This is a genomic window from Pseudomonas sp. R4-34-07, from assembly GCF_003852375.1.
Taxonomy (GTDB): domain Bacteria; phylum Pseudomonadota; class Gammaproteobacteria; order Pseudomonadales; family Pseudomonadaceae; genus Aquipseudomonas.
This window is the reverse complement of the sequence record NZ_CP027760.1, coordinates 723,991-739,860: the sequence shown is the minus strand read 5'-3', so window position 1 is coordinate 739,860 and position 15,870 is coordinate 723,991. Positions and strand designations below refer to the sequence as shown.

Below are 15,870 nucleotides of genomic sequence, written 5' to 3'. Positions count from 1 at the left end.
ATATGCAATGGCAGACACTGGACAGCACGCCGTTTCTACCGCCGCTGTACTGGCGTGCGGCGCTCAAGCGCAAGATCACCGGCAGCGCCCTGCCCGAGCACGGCCTGCGCTGCCAGGTTCGCGTCGACCCCAGGGCTGTGGCGGCGTACCGCAAGGTCTGCGGTTTCGCCGACAGCCCGATGCTGCCGGCGACCTATCCGCATATCCTCGCATTCGGCCTGCAGATGCAACTGCTGACCGACAAAGCGTTCCCGTTTCCGTTGCTGGGGTTGATCCACCTGAACAACCGCATTCGCCTGCATCGCCCCTTGGGTAGTGTGAGTGAGCTGAGCGTCGGGGTGTACACCGGCAACCTCAAGCCCCATGCCAAAGGTGCGACGTTCGATGTGGTGACCGTGGTCGAGGATGCCCTTGGGCTGCTCTGGGAAGCTGAAAGCACGATGTTGTGCCGGAGCGTAAAGCTTGAGGGCGAGGCCGAGGAACGCACGCTGGTAATTGACGCGGCCCTCACCGAGCTCACGCGTTGGAAAGCGCCTGCCGATATCGGTCGCCGCTATGCTCGCGCATCCGGCGATTACAATCCGATTCATCTCAGCGCAGTGACGGCCAAGCTATTCGGCTTTCCCCAGGCCATTGCCCACGGGTTGTGGAACAAGGCCCGCACATTGGCGGCCATGGGCGCGCAACTGCCGGTGGCCAATGTCGAAATAGCCGTTGAATTCAAGAAACCCGTACGCCTGCCCAGTGAAGTGATTCTGATGACCCGCGGCGCCGGTTCAACTGGCGAGTTCGTGTTGAACGGCGCGGGTGATATCCAGCATATGCTTGGGAAGTGGCGGCCGATTGCGTGAAACACAGCACTGTCCGTCAGCGCGGCGGGTAGTTAGCGAGGATTTTGCTCACGGTGTTGCGAATGGCCGCGCTGCGGTCCTGGGGGTTCGGCGAGCTGGCCATGATTTGTTCGTCACTGCCACGCCACACCAGCTTGCCGTCCTTGCCGTCGAGCAGGTCGATCTGCAGGGTCGCCACCTTGTAAGTGATGTTGCGCGTTTCGTTGTACATCGGCGCGCCCCAATAGCCGTTCCATGGCCCGCCCCAGGCACCGCCGTAGTTGGTGGAGACCTGCTGCTGGCGGTCTTCGACGATCAGGTAGGCCTGCACATTCAGGTCAGCCCTGGTGCCGGGCGCTGCTGGGCGCAGGCCGCGCTGGTCAAGCTGCTCGCCCACGGCCTGGCGGATACGTTGCTCGGTGAGGTCGCTCTTGATGCGCGGGTCATCCGGGCGGTATTGCAGCGCCGGTTCCTTCCAGGCCCAGTGACGGTAGGCGGCAAAGTCGCGGCTGGCGTCAAAATCGTGGTTGACCTGGTTGCTCTGGCAACCGCCCAGCAGCATGACAAAAGCAAGCGTAGCGATACGACGAAACATGATGGCTCTCCAACGTTCGGTCCAGGCGTTAAATCAGAATAGCGGTTAACGCGGAGGATACGCCGTCAGTGCCTTCTGCACCGCCTGGCGCAGCGCATCCGCACGCTCGCTCAGGCTGCCCTGGCTGCCCGTTTCCGCACTGGCGCTCCACACCGGCTGGCCGCTGCGGGCATCGAACAGGTTGACCCGCACCACCACGACCTGCACTTCATAGGTACGCACCATCGGCACCGAGTTGTACATGCCGTAACCATTGCCATAGCGGTTGTAGCCGCCATAGCCGTAGCCATAGTCATCCTGGACTTGCCGCAGGCGTTTCTCCAGGCGCACATCGGCGCTGACCAACAGGTCGGGCGCGCGATTGTCGTGCAACGGGCGCAGGCCGCGCTGGTCCAGTGCGCCGCTGACCGCTTCGGCCACCTGGGCTGAATCCGCCCACGCGGTGCCGGCCGGCAACTGGCCGTTACGCCAGGCCCAATTGCGGTAGGCACCATAGTCGCGCACCGGCGCCGGGTAGGCACTGGCATCGAAGGTCGTGGCCGCTTGCGCCGGGGCCGGCGGGATCGGCGCCGAAGCGGCCACATAAGGGTTAGGGCTGGAACAGGCGCCTAACCCGAGAGACAACAGGAGCAAACCGAGACGACGCATTTCGACCTCCGCAGACTGGGCCGCTTAAACCGGACGGCACACCCAGTGCAAATAACGCCCAAGTCCGGCAAAGCTTGGGTGACGACGGTGAGCGAGCTCCATCTCGAGCAAATCCTGCAGATCGGCGCGCGCCTGGAATTCCACCGGCATATAGTCGTGGAACACGCGCACGCCACTTTGGCTTTCGACCTGCCAGAGCCCTTCGAGTTGCGCCGCCAATTCCCGCGGGTCCAGCGGCTGCTGCGGTGTGAGGCTCTGCTTTTCGCCGGCCATATCGTTCTTGCGCATCTTGCGAAAGTGGCCCTTGAGCAGGTTGCGGTAGATCAGCGCGTCGCGGTTGTAAAACGCCAGGGACAGCCAGCCGCCGGGCAGCGTCAATTGGTGCAGCACCGGCAGGATCGCATGGGGTTCGGCCAGCCATTCGAGCACCGCATGGCACAGCACCAGGTCGTAGGGCTCGGTGAGTTGGCCGAGCAAGTCTTGCCAGGGCGCGTGGATGAACGTGGCGTTCTGCCCGGCCTCGGCGAAGCGCTGGCGTGCGCCTTCGAGCATGGGCTCGGCGGGCTCGGCCAGGGTCACCTGATGGCCGCGTTCGGCCAACCACAGCGACATATGCCCCAACCCCGCGCCGATATCCAGTACGCGCAACGGGCGGTCCGGCAAGGCTTCGGTAAGATCGGCCTGCAACACCGCCAGGCGAATCGCGCCCTTGGCGCCGCCATAGATCTTCTCGGCAAAACGCGTGGCCAACTGGTCGAAATGCCGATCACTCATGGGCAAACCGCCGCTCGCTGTCGGCCAGTTTGGCGCGCACCACCTCGTTCATGTCCAGGCCCAGCTCACTGCACAGCAACAGCAAGTACAGCACGATGTCGCCGACTTCCTGGCCGGCGTGAGCCAGCTTATCGGCGGGCAATTGGCGCGACTGGTCTTCGCTCAGCCACTGGAAGATCTCCACCAGTTCGGCCATTTCCACACTGGCGGCCATGGCCAGGTTTTTCGGGCTGTGGAACTGCTTCCAATCGTTGGTATCGCGGATGCGGTGCAGGCGTTCGGTGAGGTGTTCGAGGTTCATTGGGGGCTCCTGAATGGGTATAGCTTCAGGGGGATGGAGATTGAAGGCAAGTGAATAGCGGTGGTGGGCTTGAGGACGCCATCGGGGGCAAGCCCCCTCCCACATTTGTTTTGTGAACACGGTCCAGTGTGGGAGGGGGCTTGCCCCCGATGAGGCCCTAATCAACCACACTGAACTCAAGCCTGGCAGTTTGCCCCGCCTCATCCAGAACACTCAGTTGATAACGGCCCAATCGCTCGAAACTGGCATTGATGAAATCCTGGTTGGCACTGTCACCCAAAGGCGCCCCGTTAAGAAACCACCACCGCCGCCCGCTCCCGCCCAGGGCGGAGATTTTCAGGCGTAGCGCCTGTTGACTGGCAGCGGGCAGACGCAGTTGATCGCCCTCGCGCACGCCCACAATGGACAACGGCGAAGCGGCGGCCAGGGCCGGCGGCGGGCAATCCGGGTCGGCTGCCGGAATGCGCGCTTCGCGGCGCTCCGCCCTGGGCAACCAAGGCTCCAGCGGCGCCGGCCACAGGGCGATATTGTTCGCTTCTGCGCCGGGGCAATGGGCATCGACCCGCAGCCCCTTGGCGTTGACCCAAAGGTTTTCCATCAACCCCACGCTCAGGGGTTGGTCCAGCGCCTGCAAGGTCGGCGGCGTGGTGTTGTCCAGGGTCCAGGCAAAGCGCTGGCGACGGCAATTGGGATCGCTGCGACTCATCGGCTGGCCCAGCGGCCAACAGATGGCCGCCACGCCGACATTGGCCGGCACCGGCTTGACGGGTGCGCTGATGCCGCGCTGGCTGTCGCGGTTGGCCAGCACGTCATGCACCTGCAACATCAATGGCGCCGCCGACGCCAGGCCAAACTGCCCTGGCACAGGCGTGCCGTCTGGTCGACCGATCCAGACGCCGATCAGGTAACGCGGGCCGACACCAATCGCCCAGGCATCGCGAAAGCCATAGCTGGTGCCGGTTTTCCAGGCCAGCGTCGGGCGTTGCACGAGTTCGGCCCGTGGGTCGCGGTCGGGGCGCGCCTGGCCGCTGAGGATACGCCGCACGATCCAGGCCGCTCCCGGCGACAATAATGGCCGCTCCCTCAGCGCGTCATCCGGCTGCAAGCGCAGGGTGGCGCTCTTGCCGTCGCGGGCGAACGCACTGTAGCCGCTGACCAGGTCTTCCAGGCGGCTGCCCGCGCCGCCCAGGATCAACGCCAGGTTCGGTTCGGCCAACGCCGGCAACGCCAGCGGCATGCCGCCGATCCGCATCTGCGCGGCAAAGCGTTTCGGCCCGTAGGCTTCCAGCAATTGCACTGCCGGCAGGTTCAGTGAGCTGGACAGCGCCGTACTCGCCGGCACCGCCCCGGTAAAGCCCATGGAGAAATTGCCCGGCCGGTAATCACCGTAACGTCGCGGCACGTCCTGCAGCAGGGATTCGGAATGAATCAAGCCATCGTCCAGGGCCATGCCATAGAGAAAGGGTTTCAAGGTGGAACCGGGCGAGCGCAGCGCGCTGATCATGTCCACATGCCCATAGCGCTTGGCGTCATTGATATCCACCGAGCCGAGGTAGGCACGCACGGCCATGGTCTCCTCCTCGACCACCAGGATCGCGGCGGAGGTGTGTTCGGGCAAACGTGCGCGCCAGCCCAACAGCAGGTCTTCCAGACGGCGCTGCAACGTGGCATCCACCGTGGTGCGGATCAGCGGCGGGCTGTCGGGACGGTTCAAGCGCCGCGCGAGCAACGGCGCCAGGCTCGGTTCCAGGCGCGGCGCGAGCAGCAGCGGTTCTTCCAGCGCCTCATCCACCGCCGATTGCGGCCACACCTGGAACTCGGCGAGCCGGCGCAGCACTTTATCGCGGGCCTGCTGGGCGCGCTGCGGGTGACGGTCCGGGCGCAAGCGGCTCGGTGCCTGGGGCAATACCGCGAGCAGGGCCGCTTCGGCGTGGGTCAATTGCGCCGGGGATTTACCCAAATAGGCCCAACTGGCCGCCGCCACGCCCTGCAACGTGCCGCCGAACGGCGCGCGGTTCAGGTACAGGTTGAGGATCTGCTCCTTGGACAGGTGCCACTCCAATTGCGCGGTACGCCACAGCTGACGCAACTTGCCGAGGAAGGTACGCGAATGCGGATCGAGCAAACGCGCCACTTGCATAGATAACGTACTGCCGCCCGACACCACCCGTGCGCCGCTCAGGTTCTGCCACGTCGCCCGCGCCAACGCCAGCGGGTTCACGCCAGGGTGGCGATAGAACCAACGATCTTCGTAGGTCAGCAACGCGTCCAGGTAATACGGTGAGACTTCGCTGGTTTGCACTGGATAGCGCCACACGCCATTGGCATCGGCAAAGCGCCATAACGGCGTGCCATCCTCGGCCAACACTACCCGGGCCAGGTCGTCCTGGGGCAACGGCAACGGCCAGATACGGTCGGCCAGCCATAGCAGGGCAATGGCCAACAACAGGCTCAGCAGTATCCAGCGGGCAACAAAACGCAAATTCAAGCGGGCAAACCTCTATGCTTGTAGGGAACTCGCCTGTCGCTACAACGACCAAAGGCACAGTTACGCCCACCTTCTTATCAGGACACGCACATGCAGGTAGAAAGCTTTTTCGAGTGGTTGGGCCAGGCGCTCGGCTCCGTCATCCGCTTTATCGTCGACGGGCTGAGCGGCTTGTTCGGAGCCCTGACCCACGCCGGCGGCAACTTTATCGATGGCTTGTCACGCACCCTGGGCATGGACACCTCGATCATCAGCATCCTTACCCTGATCGTCGGGCTGTTGCTGCTGTACTCGGCCGTGCGGGCGTTCATGCGTGCGTCGATCATCATGGGGATTATCTGGTTGATCCTGGGGTTGTGGCTGCTCAGTTGGGTTGTGCACTAAGCCCAAGAATGTCCCCAATCCCATGTGGGAGGGGGCTTGCTCCCGATAGCGGTGAATCAGTCAAAACATCATTGGCTGACACTCAGCTATCGGGAGCAAGCCCCCTCCCACAATAGTCCCCATTTCAACTTCAGCGATCAGCGGCCCTTGATCACCATATCTGCCGGGGTTTCGCCCACCGCCTGCCAGTTCGGCCGGTACATCGACTCCACCTGCGGCGGCGGCACACGGTAGGTGCCCGGCGTTACAGCCCGCGCCAGATAGAGCAAGTGCGTCGTCCCATAGCCATCCAGGTTCATGGCCGCCACATAACGGTCATCACGAAACTCCTGATGCTTGAGCGAGGCGTTCTGCATCGATTCGCGCCATTCCTTCACCTGGCTGCTGGCGTTCTCCAGGCTGGCCGCGCTCTGCGCCAGGTTCTGGTTTTCCAGTTCCAGGCCGGCGGGCAGCAGGTCGACCACCAGGGCGTCCGGCACCCGTTGCTTGGCGCTGACCGCCAAGTGCACCAACACCAAATCACCGCTGTTGAGGCTGTGCAGGTTCAGCGGCTGGCCGTTCATGCCCAGGTATTCGCGACGGATGCTCAGATTCTCGCCGCCCGCTGCCGGTGGCACTTGTGGATAACCGGAAAGGGTCAGTTGCTGGTACACCGGCGTTTCGCCCTGGTTGCTCAGGGTCAAGTCGCTGGACAGCAGCTTGTCATCCAGTTGCAGCGTCGATTGCTGATTGTTCAGTTCGCGCACCGCACCACTGCCGGTCAGCGACACCTGCCAGCTCGCCTCTGGCTGGGCGAAACCAAGGCGCCCAGCGAGGAACAGTGAATTACGCTCCTGGGTCGACAGATACGGGCTGGCCGCCAACTGGTCCGCCAGGGTGAACAAACGTTCCTCGCGCTTGCCCTTGGCCAAGTCATTTTCTTCCAGCAAGGCCAGGATCATCGCCTGGTCGCGCAATGGGCTGCCGTAGTCGGCCAACCATTCCTTGGCGCTGCGCTGCGCCGCCAGGCCCGCGAGCAACGCCTGGTCCGCACGCGGCTGGTCGCCCATTTTCTGCAGGGCGATGGCCAGCTGCACCAGCGGCAAGCCGGAACGCGCATCACTGCGGCGTTCGAAGATGCTGCGCAAGGCCCCCAGCGGCGCCTGCTGACTGCGCGCCAGGACCATGCCGGCGTAGGCCTGCACGGCGAAACGGGTGTGGTCGGCGTTGTCGCTGTAGTCGACTTCGATCAGGTTGCGCTCCTGCACGTAGCGCAGCAGACGCTCACTGGCTTTCTTCAGCGCCTCGGCCGGTACGGCAAAACCCTGGTCGCGGGCGCGCAGCAGGAAGTCGGTGACGTAGGCGGTCAGCCAATATTCCTCCTCGCCGTCAGCGCCCCACAAACCGAAGCTGCCGTTGTAGCGCTGCATGCCCAACAGGCGTTCGATGCCCAGCTCGATCTTGCGTTTACGCTCGGCATCCGGCTCGCCCTTGATACTCAGGCGTTTGAGCAGCGCGTCGTCGGCATAGAGCGAGGGGTACAGACCGCTGGCGGTCTGTTCCAGGCAGCCGTAGGGGTAAGCCTTGAGCGCACTGATCTGCGCGCCGAGGTTCAACGGCGGCCGGCTGGATAGGCTCAACAACGCCTCGCGTCCCGAGCTGTCGAACTGCTCCAGGGTGCCTGCCGGCAAACTCCACGGCTGATCCTTGAGTACTGCGCGGAAATGCTTGAGCAACGCCGGGTAAGCAGGGCGCACGCCCAGGGTCCATTCACGGCTGAACGGCGGCAGGCTTTCACCGGGCAGGTCCAGGCCATTGACCGTGACCTTCACTTTGCCCTGCCCCAGGCCGCCCCAGGCTTTTACCGGGATACGCAGGGTGGTTCGCTGGCCTTGTTTCAGCTCGACGGTTTGCGCGCCGTTACCGGCCAGTTCAAGTTGCCCTTCGGCGGTCAGTTGCACCTCGAGTTTCTGCGCCTTGCCGGACAAGTTGGACAGGTCCAGCGCCAGGGTGGTCTGGTCACCCCCGGCCAGGAAGCGCGGTGCCGACAGCTCGGCAATCAGCGGCGCGGCGATGACCGTCTTGGCTTGCGCCATGCCATAGCGATCATCGCTCCAGGCCTGGGCCATCAGGCGCAGTTCGCCGTTGAAATCCGGAATATTGACGCTGACTTCACCCTCGCCCTTTTCGTTGAGGGTGACCGGCGCGCTTTGCAGGGCGACGATGGTCACGCTGGTGTCCGGGCGCTTGCCACCCTTGGCCAGTGCCGCATCGCCACCGAACGCCAGGCTGGCCAGACGGCCCTGCCCGGCTTCGATCAACTGGCCGTAGATGTCGAACTGGTCCACGCCGTAGGCCTTGCGGCCAAACAGGCTGGCGTACGGATCGGGTGTGGGATATTCGGTGATATTGAGAATGCCCACGTCTACTGCGGCCACCAGCACATGCACCTGCTTGGGCACACTGCCGTCGGCATTCCTGGCGGCAATCTTCACCGTCAGCGGTTGTTTGGGGCGCATTTTTTCCGGCGCGGTCAGCGTGAGGCCAAGCTTGCGCTGGGTACGATCCAACGGCAGGTGCAGCAGGCCCACAGCGCGTTTGGGGGTGATATTGGCTTTGCGCTCGCCAGGGCGGATTACCAGTGCACTCACGTACAAATCATGCCGCGACCATTTCGGATCGAGCTTCACGGCGAAGCTTTTACCTTCGGCCGGCACGTCGATTTCCTGCCACCACAGCGGCCCTTCGGCGGACTCCACCAGCAGGTAGCCTTTACCGGCAGCCGGCGGGGTGACGGTGACATTGGCGGTGTCGCCATCGCCATAGGCGGGTTTATCCAGCGCCAGTTTGACCTGGTCGGGGCGCACGGCGCCGCCTTCGGTGTTGTCCTGGGCCTGGTAGCCGGCCCAGAAGCGCAGGCTGCTGATCAGGCCGGTCTGCGGGTCTTCGACCTCCACGCGATAAGGGCCCCACTCCACCTGGAAGCTGACCTTGGCGGTATCTCCAGCCTTGATGTCGAGGGTCTGTTCGTCGAGGTTGAGGAATTTCTCGTTGTAGTGATAGCTCCAGCCATCGTTGTCGGAGTAGTTCCAGTAGTAGTCGCGGCGCTCACGCACCAGACGCACCTTGAGGTTCTGCGCGGCGAGTTTCTGCCCGTCCTGGTTGGCCACCACGACTTCAAATTCCGCCGGGCCGTCGCCGTTGGTTTCAGTGCCGTCAAACAGCCCGCGCAGGCCCGGCAACTGCTCGGCCGGCCAGATCGGCTGTACCAGGCGCCGGGTGATCGGCCGCCCGCCCGACTCTTGCAGGCTGGCTTGCACGATCAGTTGCAGCGGCGACTTGGCCTCGGCCCATTTGCTTTCCAGGGTCAGTTCTTCCTGGCCCTTCGCGTCGAGCGTGCTTTCGTCCAGTTCGAAATCCTGGCTCAGCTCTTCTTCGGTGACCGAACCGAACTGGAAGCCCGGCAGGGCTTTGACCGCCTCACGCAGCGGGCGCACATAAACCTGCCCGCTGACCCGATTGCCCGAGGCCGGCGCGCCGTACAGATAACGGCCGTTGACCTGGATGACCGGGTCATCCGCCGGGCTCAGCGCGGTGTCGCTGCCCTTGAGTTCCAGCGCCAGGCGCTCGGGCAGGAAGTCTTCGACGAGGAATTCATACAACTGCGGTTTGCCATCGCCCAGGTCGAACACCAACTGCCACCGCCCGGTCGGTGCTTCGCCGGCCAGTTGCAGCGCGTATTGATAGAGGCCGGAGGCGTCGGCGTCCCACACGAATTTTCGGCTGACCTGCTCATCCGGGCGCCGCACTTCGACGCTTACCGGTTGCGGCTTGACGACGTTGCCGTCCTTGTCGCGCAACAGCGCGTTGAGCAGCACGGTTTCACCGGGGCGGTACAAGTCACGCGGGCCGAACACAAAAAACTGCAGCGGATGGGACGGCTGGCCAGCGATATCGAACTCGGCCAGGTCCAGCGCGGCGCTGTCGAGGCGCAATAAGCTGGTCTGTTCGCCTTGTTTGGCCAGCAGCACCTGGGCTTTTTTCGGCAGCGGCAACTCGGCGTGGCCACCGTCTTCGGTCTTGCCCTGGCCGAGCACACGGCCTTCGGCATCGAGAATTTCCAGCTCGACGCCGTTCAGCGCCTTGCCACCTTCCAACGCCTGGGTAAACACGTCCAGGCGATTGGCGTAGCGGTGCACCGACAGGCCGATATCGCTCAAGGTGAACAACGTGGCCGGTTGCGAATAGTTGTAGGTGCCTGAGGCGCGCATCACCGCCAGGTACACACCGGGCTGCTGCAATTGCTTGAGGCCGGCGATCGGCAGCAGCAGGGTTTCGCGGGTGTTGCGCGCCGGGTTCAAGTCGAAACGCCCGCCGTAGACCAGATCGGCCATCGGCAGCAATTCGCGGGACTCGTAACTTTGCAGGCTGGTATTGCGCCCCCACTGCGCCAGGAACGACGGCAGGGACTCGGGCTTGATGCGGAAGAATTCGACGTCAATCTTGTCGACGTTCAGCGCGATCACCGGCAAGCCTTCGGCCAGGCGCGTGGGCAGCAACGTGCCGCGGCTGGCGAAGCCGACGGTGGCTTGCAGGTCACGGGTTTCCAGGCGGGCGCTGTACTCGGCGGGCAGCAGGTTGTTATTCACCGCTCTGACACCGGGGTCCACCGTGAGCACCAGCTTGCGCTGCGGCTCCAGGTGACGCAGGCGCAATTCCATCAAGTTGTCGGAGAGTTCCCAGGCGCCATCGACCTTGCCCGAGGTGCTGTCCACCAGATGGACTTTGTCGGCGAACTTCTGATCAGGGTCCAGGGGAATGGAGAAACTCACCGACAGGGTGCTGGCCCCGTCCAACTGCACCTCGGATACGTCCACCACACTCAACTCGCGCCCGGCGTAGCGCTGCTTCAACGCCGCCACATCCACTGCCGCCTTCGCCGGCTTGGGCGCCACGCTCGCCGCCGGGGCGGAGGGTGCAGACGGTTTATCGGAAGAATCGCAGGCGCTCAGCAGGGCCAGCGCGCAGGCCAGGAACAATCCTTTGTTAAGCATGGGGCACTCGTCGTCAGAGGAAACCGGGGGGGTGAACTATATATCAGCGCAAGCCAGGCCGCTGTGGCGGCGATCACATTGACCGACAGAGGGGTGAGCGGGCCTGAATCCAAGCCCGATGCCACAGCCATCGGGGATCGAAATGTGGGAGGGGGCTTGCTCCCGATAGCGGTGGGTCAGAACTGGATTCAACCACTGACACACCGCCATCGGGAGCAAGCCCCCTCCCACATTGGTTCTGCGGTGTGGCGGGTGGACGGTTACAATGCGCCACCTTCGAAGGAGCCTTCATGACCACCCTGCTCGCCGACTGGCGCCACCGCCCCACCCATCGCCGTGTCTGGGCCCTGGCCGCGCCGATGATCCTGTCGAATATCTCCGTGCCGCTGGTAGCCCTGGTCGACAGCATGGTCATCGGCCACCTGCCCCACGCTCACCAACTGGGCGCCGTGGCCGTCGGGGCCAGCCTGTATACCTTCCTCGCCTGGGCCATGGGTTTCCTGCGCATGGGCTCCACCGGTTTCGCCGCCCAGGCCGCCGGGCGTAATAACGGCGCGGCCTTGCGCCAGATTCTGCTGCAGGGTTTGTTGCTGGCGCTGGGGTTGGCGATGTTGCTGGGAACCGTCGGCATTCCGCTGAGCCACCTGGCCCTGGAGTGGATGCAGCCCTCCGCCGAACTGAACCAACTGACCCGCGAGTTCTTCCATACGCGCCTGTTTGGTTTGCCTGCCGCACTGGCCACTTATGCGCTGGTCGGCTGGTTCCTCGGCACCCAGAACGCCCGTGCGCCGCTGGCGATTCTGCTGACCACCAACCTGGTCAATATCGCGCTGAACCTGTGGTTCGTTCTCGGCCTGGACTGGGGCGTGGTCGGTTCGGCCCGCGCGTCGGTGATTGCCGAGTGGACCGGCGCCCTGCTCGGCCTGGCCCTCACGCAAAAAGCCCTGCGCGCCTACCCTGGGCATATCGCCTGGGGCGCATTGAAACTGTGGGAAAGCTGGCGCCCGCTGCTGGCGGTTAACCGTGACATCTTTATCCGCAGCCTGGCGTTGCAGTCGGTGTTTTTCATGATCACGGTACAAGGTGCCCGCCTGGGCGATGCCACCGTGGCGGCCAATGCGCTGTTGCTCAACGGCCTGCTGCTGACCGCTCACGCTTTGGACGGCCTGGCCCACGCGGTGGAAGCCCTGTGCGGCCACGCCATCGGTGCGCATGATCGCCAGGCGTTGAGACGTTCATTGGTGGTGGCCTGTGGCTGGTCATTGATCGCCAGCCTGGGCTTCGCATTGCTCTTTACCTTCGGCGGCCATGTGTTTATCGCCATGCAGACGGATATTCCCAGCGTGCGCGAAACCGCCGATATCTACCTGCCCTACCTTGCGGTATTGCCGTTGATTGCGGTGTGGAGTTATTTACTGGATGGGCTGTTTATCGGCGCAACGCGGGCGCGGGAAATGCGCAATGGGATGTTGCTGACGGTGCTGTTGGTGCTGCCGCTCGCCTGGGCACTGCAGGGGTTGGGCAACCACGGGTTGTGGATAACCTTCCTGGTGTTCATGGCGGTGCGCAGTCTAACCCTGTGGGCGATTGCGTGGCGGTTGAATCGGCAGGGCCTGTGGCTGGGCGCCAGCTGAAGAAACCCGATCCAAATGTGGGAGGGGGCTTGCTCCCGATTGCGGTGTGTCAGCCACTAATGTTCTGACTGATCCACTGCTATCGGGGGCAAGCCCCCTCCCACATTTTTAGAGCTGTATCAGTTGCTATTACGAGGACAGGTACGACGACCGCGTCAGGCCCAGGCGCAGCGCATCGAGGAACTGGGTGCGCTCCGACGCGGAGATCTTCGCGCTCGCGCATTTGTCACGGTAATGCGTCATCAACTCTTCCGGCGACAAGTGCACATAGCGCAGCATGTCTTCGATGGTGTCGTGGGTCTCGATACCGGCGCTGTACACCGAACCGTCTTCACGCTGGTAGATGTTCACCGAGTCGGTGTCGCCGAACAGGTTGTGCATGTCACCGAGGATTTCCTGGTAAGCCCCCACCAGGAAAATACCCAGCAGGTAGTCTTCGCCCTCGTTCAGGGCATGTACCGGCAGACTGGTCTCAATGCTCTGCTCGTCGACGTACTGCTTGATCTTGCCGTCGGAGTCGCAGGTCAGGTCTTGCAGCACGGCGCGGCGCAGCGGCTCTTCGTCCAGGCGATGCAGCGGCAGGATCGGCAATACCTGGCCGATGGCCCAGGTGTCCGGCAGGCTCTGGAACACCGAGAAGTTGCAGATGTACTTGTCGGCCAACTTGTCGTTGAGTTCGTCCAGCACCTGGCGGTGCGAGCGCTGGCGCGCCTTGAGCGAGTTGTGCAGGCGGCGGCACACGGCGAAGTAGCACTGTTCGGCCAGGGCTTTCTCGGCCAGGGTCAGTTTGCCGTCGGCATACTGGGTGGCCACGTCGCTCATGTAGTGGGTGGCGCGCCAGTAGGTTTCGGTGACCATCTCGATATCGGTCGGGCCGAGCAGGTCCACCAGCCATTGCACGGTTTCCGGCAGGCTTTCCTTGTTCTCGATGGTCGGGATTTCGTCGTTGTGTTTCTCGACGTCGGTCACCTGCACCACCAGCATGGCGTGGTGGGCGGTCAGGGAACGGCCGCTTTCGGAGAAGATGTGCGGGTGCGGCAGGCTCTGCGCGTCGCAGAATTCCTTGAGCATGCCCACCACCACGCCGGCGTAGTCGTCCATGTCGTAGTTGATCGAACTGGCGTTACGCGAGTGGGTACCGTCGTAGTCCACGCCCAGGCCACCGCCGACGTCGATGTGGTCCACCGGCAGGCCGAGGTTGCGCAGTTCGCCGTAGTAACGAATGGCTTCCTTGAACCCGTGCTGGTAGTCGGCCAGGTTGGCAATCTGCGAGCCCATGTGGAAGTGCAGCAGGCGGATGCCCTGGTCAAGGCCGGCCGCGCGGAAACGCTCGACCACCGACAGCAGTTGCGCCGCCGACAACCCGAACTTGGACTTTTCACCGCCGGTGTCAGCCCACTTGCTCGAAGCCAGCGACGACAGGCGCACACGCAAACCAACCTGCGGCTTGACCTTGAGGCTGGCAGCCTCTTCGATCACCAGCCCCACTTCGGATTCTTTCTCGATCACGATAAACACGTTGTGGCCGAGCTTCTGGCCCATCAGCGCCAGGCGGATGAACTCACGGTCCTTGTAACCGTTGCAGACGATGGTGCCGCCCTTCGGCGCCAGTGCCAATACGGCCAGCAGCTCAGGCTTGGAGCCGGCTTCCAGGCCGATGGAGACGTTCTGGGTGGCGATGATGTTCTCGATCACCGCTTCCTGCTGGTTCACCTTGATCGGATACAGCGCGGTGTATTGGCTCTGGTATTCCAGGCGCTCGATGTTCGAATCGAAGGCACCGGTGAGCTGGCGGACACGGTCTTGCAGGATATCGGGGAAGCGCACCAGCAGCGGCAACGACAGGCCGCTTTTGCGCAACGCGTCGACTTGCTCGTACAGATCAACAGGCGTGCTGTTCGGACCGTTCGGACGGACTTCTACGCGACCGGCTTCATTGATCGCGAAATAACCGGCCCCCCAATGGCGAATCCCATAAACGCTACGGCTGTCCGCAACTGTCCATTGGCTGCCATCGTCTTTGCGTGTGCGTCGTACGGACATCGAAGTCCCCTATAAATGAAGGCGAAGGCGCCACCTCAAGCGGAGGCTGGCGCAGTCTAAAGAATGAAAATGACGATTTGCCTGTGAGGGAGGTAGACCTCGCTTGCAGGACAGAGTTTAGACACAGGTTGGGAAGAGGCTTTCAGCCGCCGGACTTCTTGGCCTTGTAACCGAGCTTGATCAACTCGGCCAACAGCAGTTCGACGTGATCGCCCTGGATTTCGATGACCCCGTCTTTCAACGCGCCACCGGTGCCGCAGCGCTTTTTCAGCGCGGTGGCAAGCTCCTTGAGCGCCTCTTCGGCCAGCGGCACGCCGGTGATGGTGGTCACCGTCTTGCCGCCACGGCCTTTGCTCTCGCGGCGTACGCGGGCAATGCCGTCGCCTTCGGGAATCAGGGTGTGTTTGCAGGTGCACGAGTCCACGGGCTGACGACAGTCCGGGCAGTGTCGACCTGCGTCGGTGGAAAATACCAGGCCACCCAGGGCGGCGAAGGATGCGGCTTTCTTGGCCACCGGCAATCCTCTAGGGGATGAAAAGTGGCGCAGTGTAACGGCAAAAAGCCAAGTTGCTAAGGGCCAAATGGCGCCATTTCATGCAACTTTAGCGACGCAACGCCAGATAGCGCCGCAGGCCCTCTTGAGCGTCCGGGCAGTAAGACTTGTGTTTCGCCTCGCTCAACACCGTTTCAATCGGCAGGAAGCGCGCTTCCATGACTTCTTCGGGCTGCAGGCACAGTGGCCCGTCCCATACCGCAGAGTAGGAGGTGCACCAAAGCTTGCTGTCGCCGTCTTCGAAATAGAAATGGTCATGTTCGGTCAATTCCACGCCGCTGACGCCGAGTTCTTCTGCAAGCTCACGGGCCGCCGAATCGGCATAGGTTTCCCCTGCCGCGACCATCCCGCCCGCAGCCGTGTCCCAGAAACCTGGATACAGCGCTTTGCTCAGGGTGCGCCGATGCACGCACAACTCCCCCTTGGTATTGAACAGGAATATGAAGGTGCAACGGCCGATCAAGCCGCGCCGGCGAAGGTCGGACCTGACCAGGTGGCCGAGCAGGTTGTCCTGCTCGTCGACCCAGCAGATCAGTTCAGCATCGGAGGCCTCGCGGTGGGCGGCCTCCCTTTGAGTAGCGTCCATC

General features: G+C 63.3%; 12 protein-coding genes. 3 read left to right on the top strand and 9 right to left on the bottom strand.

Annotated elements, in window-relative coordinates; all coding sequences use genetic code 11:
• Positions 1 to 2: 2 nt before the first annotated feature.
• The gene (locus C4J85_RS03155; RefSeq protein WP_124408975.1) at positions 3 to 851 is read left to right on the top strand and encodes a MaoC/PaaZ C-terminal domain-containing protein; all 849 of its coding nucleotides are present in this window, start codon (positions 3 to 5) and stop codon (positions 849 to 851) included.
• Positions 852 to 867: 16 nt separating this feature from the next.
• Here C4J85_RS03155 and C4J85_RS03150 read toward each other — a convergent pair whose 3' ends face one another.
• The 5 genes from C4J85_RS03150 to pbpC all read right to left on the bottom strand — a co-directional run bounded on the left by C4J85_RS03150 (position 868) and on the right by pbpC (position 5,636).
• Positions 868 to 1,425, bottom strand: a complete 558-nt coding sequence (locus tag C4J85_RS03150; RefSeq protein ID WP_124408974.1) for a DUF4136 domain-containing protein — start codon at positions 1,423 to 1,425, stop codon at positions 868 to 870.
• A 45-nt stretch (positions 1,426 to 1,470) separates the two neighbouring features.
• Positions 1,471 to 2,073 carry a DUF4136 domain-containing protein gene (locus C4J85_RS03145; protein WP_124361108.1) on the bottom strand — a complete coding sequence of 201 codons (603 nt, stop codon included), beginning with the start codon at positions 2,071 to 2,073 and terminating at the stop codon, positions 1,471 to 1,473.
• A 24-nt stretch (positions 2,074 to 2,097) separates the two neighbouring features.
• Positions 2,098 to 2,847 (bottom strand): methyltransferase, encoded by a 750-nt coding sequence (locus C4J85_RS03140; protein ID WP_124365695.1) that lies wholly within the window; start codon positions 2,845 to 2,847, stop codon positions 2,098 to 2,100.
• Positions 2,840 to 3,148, bottom strand: a complete 309-nt coding sequence (locus C4J85_RS03135; protein ID WP_048723087.1) for a MazG-like family protein — start codon at positions 3,146 to 3,148, stop codon at positions 2,840 to 2,842. The genes C4J85_RS03140 and C4J85_RS03135 overlap by 8 nt, the downstream gene beginning before the upstream one ends.
• Positions 3,149 to 3,305: 157 nt before the next feature.
• Positions 3,306 to 5,636, bottom strand: coding sequence for a peptidoglycan glycosyltransferase PbpC (pbpC, locus tag C4J85_RS03130; protein ID WP_124408973.1), 2,331 nt, complete (start codon positions 5,634 to 5,636; stop codon positions 3,306 to 3,308).
• Positions 5,637 to 5,726: 90 nt separating this feature from the next.
• Between pbpC and C4J85_RS03125 the strand changes: the two genes are divergently transcribed.
• Positions 5,727 to 6,020: a hypothetical protein gene (locus C4J85_RS03125; RefSeq protein WP_124365693.1), complete on the top strand. Its 294-nt coding sequence runs from the start codon at positions 5,727 to 5,729 to the stop codon at positions 6,018 to 6,020.
• Between the two features lie 137 nt (positions 6,021 to 6,157).
• On the opposite strand, the gene C4J85_RS03120 is transcribed toward C4J85_RS03125, so the two are convergent.
• Positions 6,158 to 11,053, bottom strand: coding sequence for an alpha-2-macroglobulin (locus C4J85_RS03120; protein WP_124408972.1), 4,896 nt, complete (start codon positions 11,051 to 11,053; stop codon positions 6,158 to 6,160).
• A gap of 290 nt (positions 11,054 to 11,343) precedes the next feature.
• Between C4J85_RS03120 and C4J85_RS03115 the strand changes: the two genes are divergently transcribed.
• Positions 11,344 to 12,687, top strand: coding sequence for an MATE family efflux transporter (locus C4J85_RS03115; RefSeq protein WP_124408971.1), 1,344 nt, complete (start codon positions 11,344 to 11,346; stop codon positions 12,685 to 12,687).
• Between the two features lie 129 nt (positions 12,688 to 12,816).
• Here the strand turns inward: C4J85_RS03115 and speA are convergent, their stop codons facing one another.
• The 3 genes from speA to C4J85_RS03100 all read right to left on the bottom strand — a co-directional run bounded on the left by speA (position 12,817) and on the right by C4J85_RS03100 (position 15,869).
• Positions 12,817 to 14,730: an arginine decarboxylase gene (gene speA / locus C4J85_RS03110; RefSeq protein ID WP_124361102.1), complete on the bottom strand. Its 1,914-nt coding sequence runs from the start codon at positions 14,728 to 14,730 to the stop codon at positions 12,817 to 12,819.
• Between the two features lie 142 nt (positions 14,731 to 14,872).
• On the bottom strand, positions 14,873 to 15,244 hold the full coding sequence (locus C4J85_RS03105) for a translation initiation factor Sui1 (protein WP_124365690.1): 372 nt from the start codon (positions 15,242 to 15,244) through the stop codon (positions 14,873 to 14,875).
• 88 nt (positions 15,245 to 15,332) lie between these two features.
• Positions 15,333 to 15,869, bottom strand: a complete 537-nt coding sequence (locus C4J85_RS03100) for an NUDIX hydrolase (protein ID WP_124408970.1) — start codon at positions 15,867 to 15,869, stop codon at positions 15,333 to 15,335.
• Between the last annotated feature and the right edge of the window lies 1 nt (position 15,870).